Source organism: Okeania sp. SIO2C2 (assembly GCF_010692625.1).
In the GTDB taxonomy this organism is placed as follows: Bacteria; Cyanobacteriota; Cyanobacteriia; order Cyanobacteriales; family Microcoleaceae; genus Okeania; species Okeania hirsuta.
On record NZ_JAAHGM010000009.1, the window covers coordinates 164,421 to 182,169 of the forward strand.

Consider the following 17,749-nt stretch of genomic DNA (forward strand, 5'->3'; position numbering starts at 1 on the left):
TAGATTTAATCAGCAAGCCCTAATTAATAGTTGATAATTAATAATTATTAATTCAACAATTCATGCCTTGAAGCCTCCCTTTTTAAGAGGATAAAATAAAAAAATCATTTTAGTCAATCAATTCCGTTTTAAGAAGAGGTAGTTATTAATTTTCAATTGTTAATTGTTAATTGCTGAACTCTCTTTGAAAGCGGATAGGATTAAACTTAAGGAAAATATTTTCTTTTTATTTTCTTCATAGCGGAAGCAAACACAATTTTTAATTCCCCTTGGAGACTTCCGTGCGATAATCAGTTAATAACTCATAGCTGATAGCTGACCACTGAATCCTGTTTGCGCAGCATTCCGTAGGAAATTCTTACTTCAACAGTAATTAATACTTTGCCTTAATTCGATTAACAATCCAATTAGCTAAAATATTTACAAGTAGGGTTAAAATAAACAGAATTATCCCCGTATACATCAGAGCAGAAAGTTGTAAACCAGAAGCTTCAGCAAACTGGTTAGCCATCAAAGAAGCAATAGTATTAGCCGGAGCAAAAAGAGTAGGTTTAATCGAATTAGCATTACCAATTAACATCGTTACAGCCATAGTTTCTCCCATAGCTCGACCCAAACCTAACATAATTCCACCAACAATTCCCGAAAAAGCCGCTGGAATTAATACCCTAATAATAGTAGCCCAACGAGTAGCTCCTATACCCATAGAAGCTTGTCGTAGATCGGGAGGAAGACTAGCAAGAGAATCACGAGAAATTGCTGTAATAATAGGTAAAATCATTATGGATAAAACAATCGCTGCTGGGAACATTCCCGGGCCCCCCGCACTAACACCCTTAGGAAGAGAAAAAATAAAAATCCAACCTAAATAATTACCTAAAAAAGCCTCAATTGGTTTGAGTAAAGGAAGCAAAACATAAATACCCCATAAACCATAAACCACACTAGGAATAGCTGCTAATAATTCCACCATAAAAGTTAAAGGAGTAGTAATTTTTGGAGGCAAAAATCCTTCACTTAAAAATATTGCTGTACCTAGACCGAGAGGAACTGCAATAAATAGGGCAAGGAATGAACTAATTAAAGTTCCTACAATCATTGGCCATGCGCCATAATCCCCCTTTCCATCATTAGCAACAGGGTTCCAAACACTTTTAAATAGAAAGGTAAAGCCAAATTCATTAATAGCTGGTATAGCTTGGGAAGCTACCGTTAAAGCTATCAATATTAAAATAGCTGCAATACCCCAAGCAAAAACTTTAGTAACAGTAATAAAACCATCATCAAACTTTCTTTCTTGATTAGTCCGAGACCGACTATCTTTTTGAACTTTAGATTGTGCAACCATAAAATTTTTTACCGAATAATTAAGGTTTAAAGCCTCTCCTTTAAAGGAGAAACAATGAATTAATTTTCCTTTTATTCAATCCTCTTCCTTTTAGGGAGAGGTAATTATCAATTATCAATTATCCATTATCCATTATTGAAATCTATCTACCTCAAATAGGTATATACATTTTCAAGGAGTTATTGAGTCAACTTCAGGGACTTTATTAGGTTAATTTTGATGTTATATTATCTCAAAATTAGTGCAATAAACTGAATTTATAATTCAGAATTATATTGTTCCTGAGTGGGTTTAATATCCCACCATCTACACGATGCTAATACAGTTTGTGGAGCGAGAATTCCCATCGACTCCATTTTCTGTCCTACTGTATAAGCGTTAACCTAACTGGTTAATCTGACATCTCCTCTAACTGACTACCTCATTTAATGTCACTATCGTTCAAAGGTGATAGGTGTAGAACTCTTACCGAATAATTAATAATTAATAATTAAATAATTCAGGTTTAAAGCCGACCCTTTTAAGGGGAAAAAAGCGGTTGAGGGATGGCGAGGTCCCCTCGCCATATCCAATCAACCAAGAGAAGAAATAATACTTCCTTATATTCAATCAAGAGCGGTTTTAACCAGAGGTAATTATCAATTATCCATTATCAATTATTAATTAATGAATTGATGCTACTTGAGAGTCATGTTGTAATCTGGGCTAATTTTATCGGCAGTTTCTAAAACTTTTTGACGTACATTATTAGGAAGAGGAATATAACCTATTTCACCACTAATTTTTTGACCTTCATTTAAGCCAAATTCAATCATTTTTTCCACTCCCTGAGCTTTACCTGCATCATCATATTGACCATAAGCAAGCATCCAAGTATAAGTGACAATTGGATAAGAATTATCCCCTTCTGGATCGGTAATAAAAGCTCGTAGATTTTCAGGTAATACTACTGCTTCTAAAGTTGCAGTTGCTGATTCAGCAGTAGGTTCTATATACTTACCAGAACTATTTTCCAGGGAAGCCATATTTAGACCAGCACTCTTAGCAAAACCATACTCAACGTAACCTATTGCCCCCTCGCTTTGGCGAATTTGAGCAGTTACACCATCATTCTTCGCACCACCAATACCTACTGGCCATTGAACAGTTTTACCTTCTCCAACTTTCTCTTTCCATTCTGGACTAATAGCACTCAAATGCTTCGTGAAAACTCCAGTTGTACCACTACCATCAGAACGATATACAACCGTAATTGTTTGGTCTGGCAAAGTTACATCAGGATTAATTGCAGCTATCCTAGGGTCATTCCAATTAGTAATTTTACCCAACAAAATGTCTACATAAACTTCCCTGGAAAGCTTCAGACCAGGAACATCAGGCAAATTGTAAGCTAATACAATACTACCAGCAGTCATCGGTAGCAAAATGACTCCCCGACCAACTTGAGCAATTTCCTCATCTGTCATTGCCACGTCACTAGCACCAAAATCTACTAATTCTTGAGTAAATCTCTCGACACCAGCACCACTACCAACTGACTGATAATCTACCTGTAGGTTAGGGTCACTCTGACTCAACTCTTGAAACCAACGTTGATAGATAGGTGCTGGAAAAGAAGCTCCTGCTCCAACGAGGTTTACTTGAGCACCTCCACCTGTACCGTCAGTGTCACCGCCACCACCGCAGGCAGCTAAACCAATTGTCAAAGCTACTGCAGACATTTTTGCAGTCGTACGAGCTATTCGAGCAAGATTAAGAGCAAATTGCATAATTATTAGCTTTCTATACCTAGACACCAAAAAGAATAAACGAAAGCTTAACCTATTTAGGTTAAGGATAGGTTAATAGTTTTTGATGGGCGGTCATAATTAGACCTATCCGGAAAAGAGGGAGTAGGCAGTAAACAGTAGGGGGAAATAATTGATGATTTATCTGCTATAAATTGATTTGATTTTTGATTATTGGAAAAGAGGGAGTAGACAGTAGGAGAATGCTTTGCACTGTAGTCTATTTATATTGAAAACTGCTCTAATATTAAGTTTTTATGGTAGTAGCTCATCAAACTTGAATTAGCCATCAGTTTTTTTTCGCTCATCAGAAAAATGAGACTTAATTTCTGATATTAAATCCGTTTAATTTGGTATAAAAAAATGTTCTATACTTGCACCATTGCCAAATATTTCCCCACCTCCCAACCTTCCCCTCCTGGGAGGGGTTAGGAGTGGGTCCCCACACTCTTTATTCAATTACAGCAATGTTACCGAATTTGATATGATTTTATGATTTGGGGCTATTGATTTTAGAGGAAATTAACCCCTCTATATCTTCAAGAAGGGTTGAATAGTTGAAAAATTAGGAATTACTTGCCAAGAGATATTTAGGGTGCATCTCATATTGGCAAAAATACTTTTTTCCTATATATTCCCTGTTGCCTGTTGCCTTTCGGAGCTATTGCCTAAAAGCAATAAATTTTTGGCTTTATTCACGCATTGAGATGCACCCGATATTTCAGATTATGAAGTGCCAAGTATTTTCAATTTTACTATCAGAATTAAGTATCAGTTTTTACTACATACAATTACTTGAGACTTATTTTGTAGCCCGAGCTAATTTTATCAGCAGCTGATGCAACTGTCTGACGAACATTGTCAGGAAGTGGAATATAACCTAAATCAGCACTTACCTTTTGACCCTCATTTAAGCCATACTCAATCATTTTTTCTATACCCTGAGCTTTAGCTGCATCATCATATTGGCCATAAATCAACATCCAAGTGTAAGTAACAATAGGGTAAGAACCACCACCTTCAGGATCGCTAATAAAAGCACGCAGATTTCCTGGTAATTTCACTGCGGATAGAGTAGACTTAGCAGATTCCAAAGAAGCTTTGATATAACTGCCAGATTTATTTTCTAAAGCTGCAGTAGGGAGACCAGCACTCTTAGCAAAACCAAACTCTACATAACCTATGCCACCCTCTGTTTGACGAATTAAAGCAGCTACACCATCATTTTTAGCACCACCTACACCTGTAGGCCACTGAACTGTTTTTCCTTCGCCTACCTTCTGTTTCCACTCTGGACTAATAGCACTCAAATGCTTAGTAAAAACCCCTGTAGTTCCACTACCATCAGAACGATGAACTACAGTAATTTCTTGGTCTGGTAGACTCACACCAGAATTAGCAGCAGCTATTTTGGGGTCATTCCAGTTTGTAATTTTACCCAAAAGGATATCTACATAAGCTTCCCTGGATAATTTTAGGTTGGATACACCTGGTAAATTGTAAGCTAAGACAACGCTACCTGCAGTCATAGGTAGCAAAATGACACCCCGACCAACTTTGGCAATTTCATCATCTTTCATTGCCACATCACTAGCACCAAAATCTACCAATTCTTGAGTAAATCTCTCCACACCAGCACCACTACCAACTGATTGATAATCTACCTGAACATCGGAACGACTATCTCTCATATCGGCAAACCAACGCTGATATAAGGGAGCTGGAAAAGATGCCCCAGCACCAACTAGGGCGACTTTTTGTTGAGCAAGGCTATATTTTATTCCAGTAATTGTAGTAGCTAGACCAATTGTTAAGGCTACTAGGGATACTTTGGAAGTATTACGAATTATCTGACTAAAATTGATACTAGGTGGCATAACTATTAAATTGTGATATTGACTTTAAACACAAGACATAACGTTAATGCAACAAGTTGAACATATAGAGGTTAAAAATAAGTAAAAAATAGGTAAACAATAGGTTAAAAATAAGTAAACAAATTTTAGTAGTTAAAGATACCAAGTGAAAATTAATTCACCTTTAGTTGCTCCATACCTTAGAGCCTACATTCCGCACCACAGAATGTAGTATAAAAGAAGAAGACAGGAGACAGGAGACAACCCACCCCTCGCCCCTCCCCCTCCCAGGAGGGGAAGACAGGAGAAATGGGAATTATAGAGGAGGTAGTCGGAAAAATTGTCCCTTGACTTTTCTGCCATAATCGTCTAAAGATACTAGTTTTATGCAGCTCTTTGAGCCGAAAACAGGCGCACTTTTTTAGACCAAAAAATGCTAAAACCAATATCAGTCAATGCTTTGATATTTAATCAGCAAGCCCTAATTATTTACTCGAAATTTGATCGACGAAAAAAGTAATTGAGATGATTTGCATAGTATAAATACTTACCAAGCTATAAATTCATATACTACTTTTAATGTTACAAATTGACGTGCGGAATGTGGGTTCTATAATTTTTCACGATTTTGATTATTATTTAGAGGCATTACGATCGCCTGAAATTACTTTATGGTCTGCTTGGGAGGGTGATGAATTACTTGGATGTGGTGCGCTAAAAGAATTAGATTCAATAACTGGTCAAGTCAAATCAATACGTACTGCTAAGGCTCATCAACTTAGGGGTAAAGAAAAGCTTTTGCCAATGTTCCCTGTTCCCTGCTATATAAATTTGTCGCAGTCAATATAATGGCGTAGCCATTAGAAAAGATGGTAAAATAGCGCAGAATTAAAAATATTGTAATTAATAAGGCTAGCCGTGGTTCAAGCACCCTGCTCAACTAATACACAAACAAACACTAGAACTTTCCTATCTTTACCAGAGACGAAACAACATCTAGACACATGGCTGCAAAACTTGGCCGAGCAAGTCATTTCTGGATACCGTCTTAACCGAGAAGAGGCCATTACCCTGACCCAGATTGTAGGAAAAGAAGAGATACTCCTACTTTGTGAAGCTGCGGATCGAGTCCGTCAAGCTTGCTGTGGTAATGTTGTAGACCTATGTAGCATCATTAATGTCAAATCAGGAGGCTGTTCAGAAAACTGTAGCTTCTGTTCCCAGTCAGCTCATCATCCTGGAGAAGCTTCCCCAATTTATGGCCTCAAATCTACAGAAGAAATATTAGCTCAAGCAAAGGCAGCAGAAGCCGCTGGGGCTAAAAGATTTTGCTTGGTTTCTCAAGGTAGAGGTATTAAGTATAACAGTCCCAAATCTACAGAATTTGAGCAAATTTTGGCTACAGTACGGCAAATTATCGCTGAGACTAATATTAAGCCTTGTTGTGCTTTGGGAGAAGTAACACCAGAACAAGCTCAAGCATTAGCAGAGGCAGGAGTAACCCGCTATAACCATAATTTGGAAGCCTCCGAACAGTTTTACCCCGAAATAGTCACTACTCATAGCTGGAATGACCGAGTAGAAACTGTGAAAAACCTCAAAGCAGCAGGTATTCAGGCTTGCACGGGAGGTATTATTGGTATGGGAGAAACTTGGGAAGACCGGATAGATTTGGCCTTGGCCTTGCGAGAGTTGCAGGTTGAGTCTGTACCGTTAAATTTATTAAACCCTCGTGAAGGTACACCTTTAGGTGAATTGCCGAAGTTAGACCCCTACGATGCTTTGAAGGCGATCGCTATTTTCCGTCTGATTTTACCAGAACAAATTATTCGCTATGCTGGAGGCCGAGAGGCTGTGATGGGAGAATTGCAAAACTTAGGCCTTAAAGCTGGTATTAATGCGATGTTGATTGGCCATTATCTGACAACTCTTGGTCAACCTCCAGAAACAGACCAAGCAATGCTTGAATCTTTAGGACTAAAAGGTGGGGAAGCTCCTATTCCTACTAATTAGGTTTGAGGTGGTAGAATAACTGTTTATATTTAAGAAATAATTGTTAATTGCCGTGACAATTACAGTTCAATTACTTTGGGCAATTACAGGTTTACTCTTGACAATTGCTGCGACATTTTTACCTGCATCTTTTGCAAGTCCAACTTGGATTTGGGAACAACAAGAAGTTAAAACTTTTTCCTTAGGAGTAACTTACCAAGTTGGTGCTGTTTTGTTTGTCGGTTGTTTGGGTGGAAAAAATGCTGCTGTTATTTCTCAAATTGCTTATATATTTTTAGGTCTAACTTTATTACCTGTCTTTAGTCAAGGCGGTGGTATAGGCTATTTGAGAGAACCTAGTTTTGGTTATTTATTGGGTTTTATTCCTGGAGCATGGATATGTGGAAATTTAGCTTTTCAAGCATATCCCAAGCTAGAGTCATTAACTTTTAGTTGTTTATGTGGCTTGTTCAGTGTTCATATAACTGGGTTAATTTATCTAATTATTAGCAGTATTTTCGGCTGGAAAGAGGCAGATTCATTATCTTTATTGGAAGCTATCTATAGATTTTCTATTTTTCCCTTACCAGGACAACTAGGAATTATATGTGCTGTAGCAGTTATGGCTTATTTACTACGCCGTTTACTATTTTATTAGAGATAAAATTTTCAATGAAAGAGTAAGAAATAATTGAGTAAAAGAAATCTGTAAAATTATCTATTTGTGCTTAAAAAATTAAAAACCGTATAAAGAAAATAGAGAATAGTCAATATGTTTTTAGAGATAGTAGTTGAATTAGAATCTGACAAATGGGAAACTATACATATAATAGATAATGAAGAAGAGAATGTTTACCCAATTGTTCCTTCAATAATTAGAGATTCAGAAAGTCTAGGTTCAATCTTTAATCCATATTTAGAGTATTTTAGTTTAAGAAAAAAAAGTGGAGCCACAATAATAACTTTTTTTGATTATATTTCACTCAGACAAATCCAAGAAAAAAATGAAATACGTTTTATTTCTCTTACTCATAAATATATTGGTCAAAAAACAATGTTGGCTATAAAAACAGTTCAAAGATGGATGAAACAATTAATAGATGAAGAGTGGATCGTTCATAAAAGGATTGATGAACACATGAATATATACAAACTTAACTTTGACAAAATTAAAAATAAAATAGGAGAATCAATAACTACTAATACGATCAGGGTAGATTTACCGGACTATTATAAAAAAAACTTTGATTTTTGACTTTGCTTAAACTATTTCAAACCTTATTCAACAATTATTTGGAGTACTTATAATCAAGTGAGTCGTTCTGGTTAATTTTCATCAAAAATATCCGATCTTCTTCTTAAATTTTTGATTTGACGGTAGCAGCAGCTGATGAGATGTCAACCGACCGACAAGCTAAGGTTTAGTAGAAATCTCCGCTGCTTTAGCAAAGTATATATTAACATGGCAATCTTAAAAAATTATTGCTAAATTGTAGAATGAATTAAAATAAATATAGTAATTGTTAATCTTGAAATTACGTTTTCAGAAAAATCTTTTATTCTGGATAGCTGCTATTATTAGTATTTTACTAGACCACTTGACTAAGTTTTGGGTGGTACAAAATTTTCAACTTGGAGAAAGTCTGGCTTTGTGGCCTGGTGTATTTCACTTTACCTATGTTACTAATACTGGAGCAGCTTTTAGTTTATTTAGCAATGGTGGAGTATATTGGCTGCGATGGTTATCTTTGATTGTTAGTCTTGGCCTCATGGCCTGGGCTTTATTTGGGCCGAGATTTAATAAATGGGAACAACTGGGCTACGGTTTAATTTTAGGAGGGGCACTGGGTAATGGTATTGATAGGTTCGTTTTGGGTTATGTTGTAGATTTTATACACTTTCGCCTCATAGATTTTCCTGTGTTCAATGTGGCAGATGTTTCGATTAATATTGGTATTGTTTGTCTACTCATTGCTACATTTTTTAGTGGAAGACCAAAATGTAAATCGCAATAGTAGAAGGAAGAAGTTTTTCTTTCTCTCCTAGATAACTAAAAATTTGGCTGATATATCAAATACAGTAATGGCGACTGCTATAAATTGACTTTTATACGGTTAAATTCTAAAAGGCGCGATCGCCTCTGTAAATTCTCCGCAAAAAGGTCAAATTTTTTATTTTTATCAAAATATAGCGCTACACATTAAGGTGTTTGACATAAATAAAAGCTGAAACCCTTTTGTATTCGCCTGTTGCCTTGCGCGTAGCGCTATAATTGGGTCGTACCACCCCGCTTTGGCGAAATATTTTTGGAGGGTTGCTCATCTATCCCCATGACAAAAATAATTTCTGTACGTCCTCCTACCCACAGCGACTTTATCTGACTTCTAACTTCTGACTTCTGACTTCGTTAAGATGGTCTCTAATTTGGTATATTTATTATTTAATTATACTCAACTTTGGGAGCAGTGATTGTAGTGATGAAAACAGTATTTTTAGTATTGGTCTTAATATTGGCTGCCGTAGGTATTTTGCCGATTCATATTGATTCAGCTCAAGCACAGGAAAATACCGTAAATTATACTCTCACAGATTTAAACTATCGAGATTTTTCTCACAAAGATTTGCACGGTACTTCCTTTGCAGGTGCAGAAATGCGGGGTGCAAATTTTCAAGGGGCAAATATGCAACGAACAATTATTACTAAAGGAGACTTTCTTCGAGCAAACTTAAGTGAAGCAGATTTTACTGATACTTTTGCAGATCGAGTCACTTTCGATCAAACTGACTTAACTAATGCTATTTTCACAGATGCTATGTTGAGTAGTAGCACCTTCGGTAATGCAGTGGTGACAGGGGCAGATTTTTCTGGAGCAATAGTAGACCGCTATCAGGTAAAATTAATGTGTAAAAATGCTTCAGGAATTAATCCTATTACAGGAGTAGCTACCCGCGATAGTTTGGGGTGTCCTCCTAAACTCTAATTTTGATAAATTGAGGTTCTTTTTTCATCAACATAACAAATATAGCAGAAGGAAGAAAGAAGAAGTTTGATTATTGATATTCCAAAGTTTGCAGCTATTTCATAAGTCAAATACAGTAATAGTGACTGCTATATATCCAGCATGAAACTGTTGAAGAGAAATAACAAATTCACTTTAAAAGTATTTACGGATACTCAAGAGACCATCGCTCTGAACTGAAGCAATTTATATTTTCTCTGATGTTTAGTGGCGATGGGAATTTAATTATGGCTTGCTGATTAAATCTAAAAGCATTGACATATAAAGACAAGTGCCTTTTTGGACTTGAAAAAAGTGTCTGTTTTTCAGCTCTTCACGCTCATGCATGGAGCGTATTTTAGGCTCATAGTTGGGCAGAAAAATCATTCTTACAATTCTTACTCCTACCTCCTCGCTCATTCCTATTTCTCCTGTCTTCTGTCTCCTGTCTCCTGTCTCCTACCCCTACTAAAAGACTTTTTCAGCAAACCCTAATTAAATACCTGATTTTTCTTTTAATCCTTTTCCTGATTTCTTTTTTTCTATCTATACTTTTCTGCCAATCAATAAATAAGTTTTCATTTCACCCTTACCTTTAACTACTATGGCACCGCGCTCCTTAAAAATATACTGATTATGTAAGAGATCGTAAGTTTTTGTCGAAACTTGAATCGTACCGGGAATTCCATGAGATTCCATGCGACTGGCAGTATTCACTGCATCACCCCAGAGGTCGTAAATATACTTTTTCGTGCCAATGACCCCAGCAACAACAGGTCCGGTGTTAATTCCAATGCGGATACAGAGTTCAAAATTATGCTGTAAATTAAATTTGCTGATTTCTTGTTGCATATCAAGAGCCATTTCTGCAGCAGCTTTGGCATGGTCTGCTCGTGGAGTAGGTAGACCACTAGCAACCATGTAAGCATCTCCGATAGTTTTAATTTTTTCTAACCCGTGGCGATCGCTCAACCGATCGAATTCTGAAAAAATTTTATTGAGCAATATTACCAAATCTTGCGGTAGAATTTTTTCTGAGAGTTGAGTAAAACCAACAATATCGGCAAATAGGATCGTTACTTCTGCAAAACCGTCAGCAATTTGATGGTGTCCTTGCTTGAGTCTCTGTGCTATTTGTTCTGGTAAAATATTTAGTAGTAGAGATTCTGATTTTTCTTTTTCTGTTGCTAATTCTGCTGTGCGTTCAATTACACGTTTCTCCAATTCTTTTGAAGTCTGTCGAAGTTTGCTAATTACTAAAGTTAAGCCAGTAATTCCTAATACAGACAATCCTGCTAAGGTCAAAAATGTATCTCGTAATCCAGCATTGGTTGTCTTAATGATGCGATCGAGTGGTTGAGTAATTTCCAAAACACCTCGTACATCTCCAACTTTCCAATCTTTTTTAGGACTGTCTGGGTGGTTATTATGACAACTAACGCAGCTTGGTTTCATAATGTCTGCTTGAGCATATCGAAACGATGAAATGTTGGATGTCATAGTGCGTTGTGTACCAAAAAATTGCGATCGCATTTTGGAACTTGGTTGTGGTACTGGGGAACTAAGTTTAAAGCTATTAGATAAATATCCTAACGCACACATACTAGGAGTGGATTATTCTCCACGGATGCTAGAATTTGCCAAAACTAAGATTGATGCTGCTGGGTATACAAATAGGTGGACTGAAATAGAAATGGATTTTGGTGAAGTGGGCAAATAACGCTGATTTATCATCCCCTATTGGTGATGGTTTTAATGCTTGTGTATCATCTCTCGCTATTCATCATCTGAGCGATAGTATGAAATTAAAATTATTTCAAAAGATTAGAAAAAGCTTAAATTATGGAGGTTGTTTTTGGAATGCCGATCCTGTTTTGCCTGCAACTACAGAATTAGCAGAGGTGTTTCAACAGATACAGCAGGAGTGGGCAATCAGTCAAGGAACCACTTTAGCAGAAATTCGTGCCAAAATTGGGACTAGCAACTCTCATGGTTATTCTAATCAAGACCAATTAGCTAGTTTGTCTGCCCATTTGGAGATGTTAACAACTGCCAAATTTGTACCTATAGCTGTACCTTGGAAATATTATAAATTTGCAGTATTTGGTGGTTTTGTTTAGAATGATTTCTGTGTTTAATATCATTTATTAATATACTGATAAGGAAATAAACTACAAAATAATGCCCAATTTTTTATTACCAATAATATTATAATGTTTCAGAATAAAAGTAGAGATTTTCAGCAATGATTAGAATGATTGAAAGTTATATTGAAGAAGGTTTTAGGCTTTAGGTGAAAAAAGCTTACCACGCTACTTAAAACCTAACGCCTTTAGAGTGCAACATGGATAAATACTGGCAATTATCAAATAAACTTACCCTGTTTTTTTATCATTTCCCTTCTGCCTTCTGCCTTCTGCCTTCTGCCTTCTTCAAAGAATTGCCAGCTTATCAGTTGCCTTAATTAGAGCATTTATAATTCCTGGTTCAGAAACTGAATGTCCGGCATCTGGCACGACAATAAATTCAGCTTCCGGCCAAGCTTTATGTAATTCCCAAGCTGATACCATCGGACAAACAACATCATACCTTCCTTGTACAATTACTCCTGGAATATGCCGGATTTTATAGACATTTTTTAATAACTGTTCTTCATGTTCAAAAAAACATTTGTTAATGAAATAATGACATTCTATTCTAGCAAAAGCCAAAGCAAAATAACTATCGCCAAACTTTTGTGATACATTTGGATTTGGAATTAATTTACTGGTACTTCCTTCCCAAATTGACCAAGCGCGTGCTGCTTCTAATCGAATTTTTTCATCAGCACTGGTTAATCTTTGGTAATAAGCCTTAACTAAATCACCTCTTTCTTCTATAGGAATAGGTTTTAAATATTCCTCCCAAGCATCAGGAAAAATATTACTTGCACCCTCTTGATAAAACCAAGAAATTTCTTTCGGGCGCACCATAAAAATACCTCGTAAAATTAAGCCTATACAATTTTCTGGATGAGTTTGACTATAAGCTAATGCTAGAGTACTTCCCCAACTACCTCCAAACACAACCCATTTTTCAATACTGAGATGAACTCGTAGTTTTTCTATATCATTTACTAAATTCCAGGTAGTATTTTGAGATAGTTCAGCATGGGGAGTACTACGACCACAACCTCGTTGGTCAAATAGAATAATTCGCCATTTTTTGGGGTCAAAATATTGACGATAAAGAGGCAGAATTCCACCGCCTGGTCCACCATGTAAAAATACTACTGGTTTACCTTGGGGGTTGCCACATTCTTCATAATAAATAGTGTGAAGCTCGGAAACTTTGAGATTGCCTGTTTGATGGGGTTGAATGGGTGGATAAAGTTCTCTCATAGTTATATTTCAAGATTTATATTGATATTCTAGGAAAAATTTAGGATCAATAATATTTATTTACATTGTTAATTACTAATTAGTATCAAAAAAGTAACATATTATTCTGAATAGTTCTATAAATTGCTAAAGTTTCTGCAATAAATTAAAGATGCTCGGCACAACGCTAGATTAACATCAGAAAAGCAAAAGAATCAATAATTTATAATTATAAATAAAAATAGAATTATGTTATAATAATGTGGATATGCTAACACTAACCTACGAGTTTAAGTTAAGTCCCTCTCAACAGGAGATAGCCATCATTGAAGATATGTTGGCGACCTGTAGGAAGGTGTGGAATTATGCCTTAAGAGAGCGCAAAGACTGGATTAACAGTAGGAAATGTGCAGTTAACTGTTGTTCATTGCATCAAGAGTACATAATCCCAGGGGATGCACCTTACCCTAACTAAAGCATACAAGCCGCCAACTTAACAAAAGCTAAGAAAGCTAACTCAGAACTCAAAAGAACAAATGCCCAAGTCTTACAGCAAGTTCTCAAGAATTTGGAAAAGGCATTTAGCAACATGAAACAGCAGGGCGATCAAATAATGAATAATGAATAATGAATAATTAAAGAATTCAGCAATATTTGCTTCCCCTTGAAATGGGAAAAAATTAAATTTTTCCTTGAGCTTCAATCCTCTCCCTTTGAGGAAGAGGTAATTATTAATTGTTAATTGTTAATTGTTAATTGCTGAAGGATACCCCTGCTTCAGGACATACCCTAGGAATTGATATTGAACTTGATAAATTTTTAGCAACAACTGAATTGTGAATTGATGGAACGTCCAAAGTTTTTAACAAAACTACAAAGCGAGTTGAAATTACTGCAACGTAGGTTAAAGTTAAAATCTAAGGGGTCAGCAAATCGGCATAAACTTAACCAAAAGATAGCCAGACTTCATCAAAAAATCTCAGACACCCGAAAAGACTTTCACTTTAAACTAGCTCATCATTTATGCGACCAAGCAGGAATGATATTTGTTTGTGGAAGACCTAGACTTGAAAACCTGGGCCAAAGGAATGTTAGGTAAACATACTTTTAGATGCAGGGTTCGGTCAGTTCTTCAGTATCTTGGCTTGGGTATGCAAGAAACGAGGGGTTGATTTTGGCCAGGTAGACTACAGATATACCAGTCAAATTTGTCCAAATTGTGGAGCGCATACAGGTAAAAAAGACCTGTCTGAGCGGGAACATAAATCTCCTGAATGTAACTACTCAATCAACCGTGATGTAGCAGCAGCAAAAGTGATCTGTTATCGAGGTGTCACTGCGGTCGGGCAGATCGTGGTTCAACAAATTGACGCTCGTTGGCGTACTGTCGGGGGTTGTTTTCAATCTAGATAAGTGCCACTCAAGCAGTAACCCTAAGTCGTGAGGTTTGGGAATCCCTCGTTATAATCGAGGGATTTAACGAGGGAAGATGTCAATCATTTAATTTATTAAGTAATTTAACTTATAATAGATTAAGTCTGTGAAAGTTTCCCTACAGCTATCCAGTATACAGATAAAGCTAAAAAAACTATTAACTTACAATAGGCCACTATTATGATGATGCTTAAAAATGACTCTCACACCTTATCTTCCCTCAAACGTCAAGTAGTGTTTGACGAAGACCCAGAACAGCGAATAGCAGCATTGGAAAAGCTAGCCATAGAATGGAAAAACCAACCGGATACTGTAGCTATCCTTAAACAATTAGCTATATCCGATCGATGTCCAGATGTGCGGAGAGCTGCAACAGAATATCTTGTCCAAGGTTGGCAAAACGATCCTAGTATTTTACCTTTTCTTAAACAATTTGTAGTATCTAACAATGAATATTGGTGGGTACAAGAAGCCATACTTACCCAATTAACTACAGGTTGGCATGACGATCCAAATACGATCGCTTTCCTGAAACAACTGATTTTGGCAGACCAATATCGTTCCTCAAATGTACGTTATGCAGCATTAAAACAGTTAGCCCAAAACTGGCAAAATGAGCCAGATACCCTAGCATTTTTGAAACAACGAGCTGTATCCGATGTTGATGAAGCTTTGCGGGAAACAGCAGTAGAACTTTTAGCTGAAGGTTGGCAAGATATAGATACTCTCACCTGGCTAAGACAAAGAGCAGAATCAGATAAACATTGGGGAGTACGTTTAACCATCATAGAAAAATTAAATCAAGATGGGAAGTACGACCGCAAGACTTTAGCTTGGCTCAAAGGAATGGCAATGTCCGATCCAAGCCCCTATGTGGCTTCAGAAGCAGTATTCAAGTTAGCCAAACTGGCAAAAGATGACATTGATACCGGAACTATTCTGAAACAGTTGGCTTTGTCTGCTGAAGCTTCAGAGGTACGACGAGCTGCGATGAGTCAGCTAGCAGAAAATTGGGGAAACGATCCAGATACGCGATCGACCCTCAAACAACTGGCAGAATTTGACCAGTGTTCTCATGTCCGACTGGCAGCAGTGGAACAGTTAATAACAGATTGGAGGGAAAATTATGATACAGTGGCTATTATGAAAAAGTTGGCTATATCAGACACAGCTTCAGAAGTGCGAAAAGCAGCAATGGGGTACTTGATCGACAACTGGCAAAAAGACTCTGATACAGTAGCTACTCTCAAACAGGTTGTGCAGTCAGATGAATGTTGGCGGATGCGAGAGCTGGCAGTGGTACAGTTGGGTGCATTTTGGCAACATGACCCAGATGTGTTGACTTTTCTCAAACAACAGGCGGAGTCTCCTGAATGTTGGGTAGTGGGAGAGATCGCAGTAGCACAATTAACTGTTGGGTGGAAAGATGACCCTAGTGTTTTAGCTCTCCTGAAAAAATTGGCTCTGTCTAACTCTGATGCACGAGTGGCTGCAATACGAGAATTATCTATCGGTTGGAAAGATGACACTGATACTTTGAGTATTCTCAAACAAGTCGTTTTCAAAGATGATTGTTGGCACGCTAGGAAGTTAGCAGTTGAACAACTAGCTACTGCTTGGCATGACGATCCTGAGACTTTTGCAGTTGTCAAAAAAGTTGCTTTGTCTGACGATCGCCACGATGTACAAATTGCAGCAATGGAGATGTTAGTCACAGGTTGGAAAGATGACCCAGAGGCGATCACTACTATTAAACAAGCAGCATTGTCCGATAATTTTTCAGAAGTACGCATAGCAGCAATGGAATTGTTAGCTAGTACTTGGAAAAATGATAATGATACTTTGGCAACTCTGCAACAAATTGCTGTATCCGATCAATGTTCGGATGTGCGAGTAGCAGCGGTCGTTAAATTAGGCAATGAGGGTAAGGATGACCCTAATATCTTAGCTTGGTTGAAACAACAAGCAGTTGACGATCCGTGTTCTTATGTGCAACAAGCAACAATGGAACAGTTAGCTACAGACTGGAAAGATGATCCTGACACTCTAGATATTATCAAACAACTGGTTACGTCTGGTAATTGTTCAGAGCTACAACAGTCAGCAGTCCTACAATTAGCTACTACTTGGAAGGATGACCCCGATACTATATCTGCTCTCAAAAAGTTGGCCGTATCTGCTAAATGCCCAGATTTACAACAGCTAGCAATGCAACAATTAGCTCTCGGATGGAAAGATGACCCTGATACTTTGACTATTCTCAAACAAACGGTTGAGTCTACAGATGAGCGAGAAGTACGACAAGCAGCAATGCAGCAATTAGCTCTCGGTTGGAAAGATCACCCTGAAATATTAGTGTTATTTAAAAAATTAGCTATTTCTGATGAGGATGTGTGCGTTCGACAAACAGCAGTGGTTGAGTTAGGTATTTGTTGGCAACATGACCCTGATACAATAGCAATTATCAAAAAAGTCGCTATGAGCGATCGTAGTTTTTATGTGCGACAAACTGCTTTAGAATTATTTGCTCTACTGGGAAAAAACGATCCTTTTGCGGTTATTATGCTCAAAAAACTAGCTGAGTCTGATGAGAATTTTTATGTACGACGTTCAGCAATACAGCAGTTAGCTTTAGGTTGGCATGATGAACCTGGAATGTTTGAATTTTTCTGCACTCGCACATACTCCGATCCATTTGTACGCCAGGAAGAATGGGAAGATAACCCGCGCCAAACTGCTTTAGAGGCAATTCTCGAACAATATCAAGAAAATACTCAGATTTTTCAGTTATTGCGCGATCTAGCTGAAAATGACTTAGATGAGCAAGTACAAAAGTTTGCCCTGAAAACTTTAACAGGATTTTAGCGAATCTAAGCTATATCTACAGCAAGTTTAACTAGCTATCAGCTATCAGCTATCAGCATTTTCCGTACCGGAATGCTCCGCAAACAGCTAGCCTCTTGCAGAGGAACTG

At 37.2% G+C, this 17,749-nt stretch carries 14 protein-coding genes and 3 pseudogenes; 11 read left to right on the forward strand and 6 right to left on the reverse strand.

The annotated features are described in order from the left end of the window. Nucleotides 1–373: 373 nt before the first annotated feature. The 3 genes from pstC to pstS (F6K18_RS09960) form a co-directional block, all read right to left on the reverse strand. Nucleotides 374–1,348, reverse strand: coding sequence for a phosphate ABC transporter permease subunit PstC (pstC, locus tag F6K18_RS09950; protein ID WP_287520539.1), 975 nt, complete (start codon nt 1,346–1,348; stop codon nt 374–376). Nucleotides 1,349–2,025: 677 nt separating this feature from the next. After that, nucleotides 2,026–3,117: a phosphate ABC transporter substrate-binding protein PstS gene (pstS, locus tag F6K18_RS09955; protein WP_287520541.1), complete on the reverse strand. Its 1,092-nt coding sequence runs from the start codon at nt 3,115–3,117 to the stop codon at nt 2,026–2,028. A gap of 809 nt (nt 3,118–3,926) precedes the next feature. Further along, nucleotides 3,927–5,012, reverse strand: a complete 1,086-nt coding sequence (gene pstS / locus F6K18_RS09960; protein WP_287520544.1) for a phosphate ABC transporter substrate-binding protein PstS — start codon at nt 5,010–5,012, stop codon at nt 3,927–3,929. Nucleotides 5,013–5,179: 167 nt separating this feature from the next. Here pstS (F6K18_RS09960) and F6K18_RS09965 point away from each other — a divergent pair, with 167 nt between their 5' ends. The 7 genes from F6K18_RS09965 to F6K18_RS09995 all read left to right on the forward strand — a co-directional run bounded on the left by F6K18_RS09965 (nt 5,180) and on the right by F6K18_RS09995 (nt 9,964). Continuing rightward, complete coding sequence (locus F6K18_RS09965; RefSeq protein WP_287520546.1) at nt 5,180–5,356, forward strand: hypothetical protein; 177 nt, start codon at nt 5,180–5,182, stop codon at nt 5,354–5,356. A 214-nt stretch (nt 5,357–5,570) separates the two neighbouring features. Next, entirely contained in the window at nt 5,571–5,840 is a 270-nt protein-coding gene (locus tag F6K18_RS09970) for a hypothetical protein (RefSeq protein WP_287520548.1), read from the forward strand. Nucleotides 5,841–5,909: 69 nt separating this feature from the next. After that, on the forward strand, nt 5,910–7,004 hold the full coding sequence (bioB, locus tag F6K18_RS09975) for a biotin synthase BioB (RefSeq protein WP_287520550.1): 1,095 nt from the start codon (nt 5,910–5,912) through the stop codon (nt 7,002–7,004). 52 nt (nt 7,005–7,056) lie between these two features. Beyond that, a complete protein-coding gene (locus F6K18_RS09980; RefSeq protein ID WP_287520553.1) occupies nt 7,057–7,641 on the forward strand; it encodes a biotin transporter BioY in 585 nt (194 codons plus the stop codon). Between the two features lie 114 nt (nt 7,642–7,755). Then, nucleotides 7,756–8,238, forward strand: a complete 483-nt coding sequence (locus F6K18_RS09985; RefSeq protein ID WP_287520556.1) for a hypothetical protein — start codon at nt 7,756–7,758, stop codon at nt 8,236–8,238. A gap of 265 nt (nt 8,239–8,503) precedes the next feature. Continuing rightward, nucleotides 8,504–8,998, forward strand: a complete 495-nt coding sequence (lspA, locus tag F6K18_RS09990) for a signal peptidase II (protein ID WP_287520558.1) — start codon at nt 8,504–8,506, stop codon at nt 8,996–8,998. Nucleotides 8,999–9,448: 450 nt separating this feature from the next. Continuing rightward, complete coding sequence (locus F6K18_RS09995; RefSeq protein WP_353735051.1) at nt 9,449–9,964, forward strand: pentapeptide repeat-containing protein; 516 nt, start codon at nt 9,449–9,451, stop codon at nt 9,962–9,964. A gap of 564 nt (nt 9,965–10,528) precedes the next feature. Here F6K18_RS09995 and F6K18_RS10000 read toward each other — a convergent pair. Both F6K18_RS10000 and F6K18_RS37275 read right to left on the reverse strand, forming a co-directional pair. After that, a pseudogene (locus F6K18_RS10000) lies at nt 10,529–11,323 on the reverse strand (adenylate/guanylate cyclase domain-containing protein); the annotation flags it as partial. 72 nt (nt 11,324–11,395) lie between these two features. Next, nucleotides 11,396–11,515, reverse strand: a pseudogene (locus F6K18_RS37275) (DUF3365 domain-containing protein); the annotation flags it as partial. On the opposite strand from F6K18_RS37275, the gene F6K18_RS10005 reads away from it, so the two are divergent. After that, complete coding sequence (locus tag F6K18_RS10005) at nt 11,469–11,702, forward strand: class I SAM-dependent methyltransferase (protein ID WP_375341308.1); 234 nt, start codon at nt 11,469–11,471, stop codon at nt 11,700–11,702. The pseudogene F6K18_RS37275 and the gene F6K18_RS10005 overlap by 47 nt on opposite strands. After that, the gene (locus tag F6K18_RS10010) at nt 11,683–12,102 is read left to right on the forward strand and encodes a hypothetical protein (protein ID WP_287520563.1); all 420 of its coding nucleotides are present in this window, start codon (nt 11,683–11,685) and stop codon (nt 12,100–12,102) included. Before F6K18_RS10005 ends, F6K18_RS10010 begins: the two co-directional genes overlap by 20 nt. Nucleotides 12,103–12,414: 312 nt before the next feature. Here F6K18_RS10010 and pip read toward each other — a convergent pair whose 3' ends face one another. Then, nucleotides 12,415–13,362 (reverse strand): prolyl aminopeptidase, encoded by a 948-nt coding sequence (gene pip / locus F6K18_RS10015; protein WP_287520565.1) that lies wholly within the window; start codon nt 13,360–13,362, stop codon nt 12,415–12,417. Nucleotides 13,363–13,609: 247 nt separating this feature from the next. Here pip and F6K18_RS37280 point away from each other — a divergent pair. Together F6K18_RS37280 and F6K18_RS10030 are read left to right on the forward strand one after the other, a co-directional pair. After that, a pseudogene (locus tag F6K18_RS37280) lies at nt 13,610–14,785 on the forward strand (RNA-guided endonuclease InsQ/TnpB family protein). Nucleotides 14,786–14,955: 170 nt separating this feature from the next. Further along, the gene (locus tag F6K18_RS10030; protein WP_287520569.1) at nt 14,956–17,640 is read left to right on the forward strand and encodes a HEAT repeat domain-containing protein; all 2,685 of its coding nucleotides are present in this window, start codon (nt 14,956–14,958) and stop codon (nt 17,638–17,640) included. Nucleotides 17,641–17,749: the final 109 nt, after the last annotated feature.

What these genes read in the sequence shown, in the direction of transcription:
- pstC (WP_287520539.1), bottom strand. Translation starts at nt 1,348, where the DNA reads ATGGTTGCACAATCTAAAGTTCAAAAAGATAGTCGGTCTCGGACTAAT.
- pstS (WP_287520541.1), bottom strand. Translation starts at nt 3,117, where the DNA reads ATGCAATTTGCTCTTAATCTTGCTCGAATAGCTCGTACGACTGCAAAA.
- pstS (WP_287520544.1), bottom strand. Translation starts at nt 5,012, where the DNA reads ATGCCACCTAGTATCAATTTTAGTCAGATAATTCGTAATACTTCCAAA.
- F6K18_RS09970 (WP_287520548.1), top strand. Translation starts at nt 5,571, where the DNA reads ATGTTACAAATTGACGTGCGGAATGTGGGTTCTATAATTTTTCACGAT.
- F6K18_RS09985 (WP_287520556.1), top strand. Translation starts at nt 7,756, where the DNA reads ATGTTTTTAGAGATAGTAGTTGAATTAGAATCTGACAAATGGGAAACT.
- F6K18_RS10005 (WP_375341308.1), top strand. Translation starts at nt 11,469, where the DNA reads ATGTTGGATGTCATAGTGCGTTGTGTACCAAAAAATTGCGATCGCATT.
- pip (WP_287520565.1), bottom strand. Translation starts at nt 13,362, where the DNA reads ATGAGAGAACTTTATCCACCCATTCAACCCCATCAAACAGGCAATCTC.
- F6K18_RS10030 (WP_287520569.1), top strand. Translation starts at nt 14,956, where the DNA reads ATGATGATGCTTAAAAATGACTCTCACACCTTATCTTCCCTCAAACGT.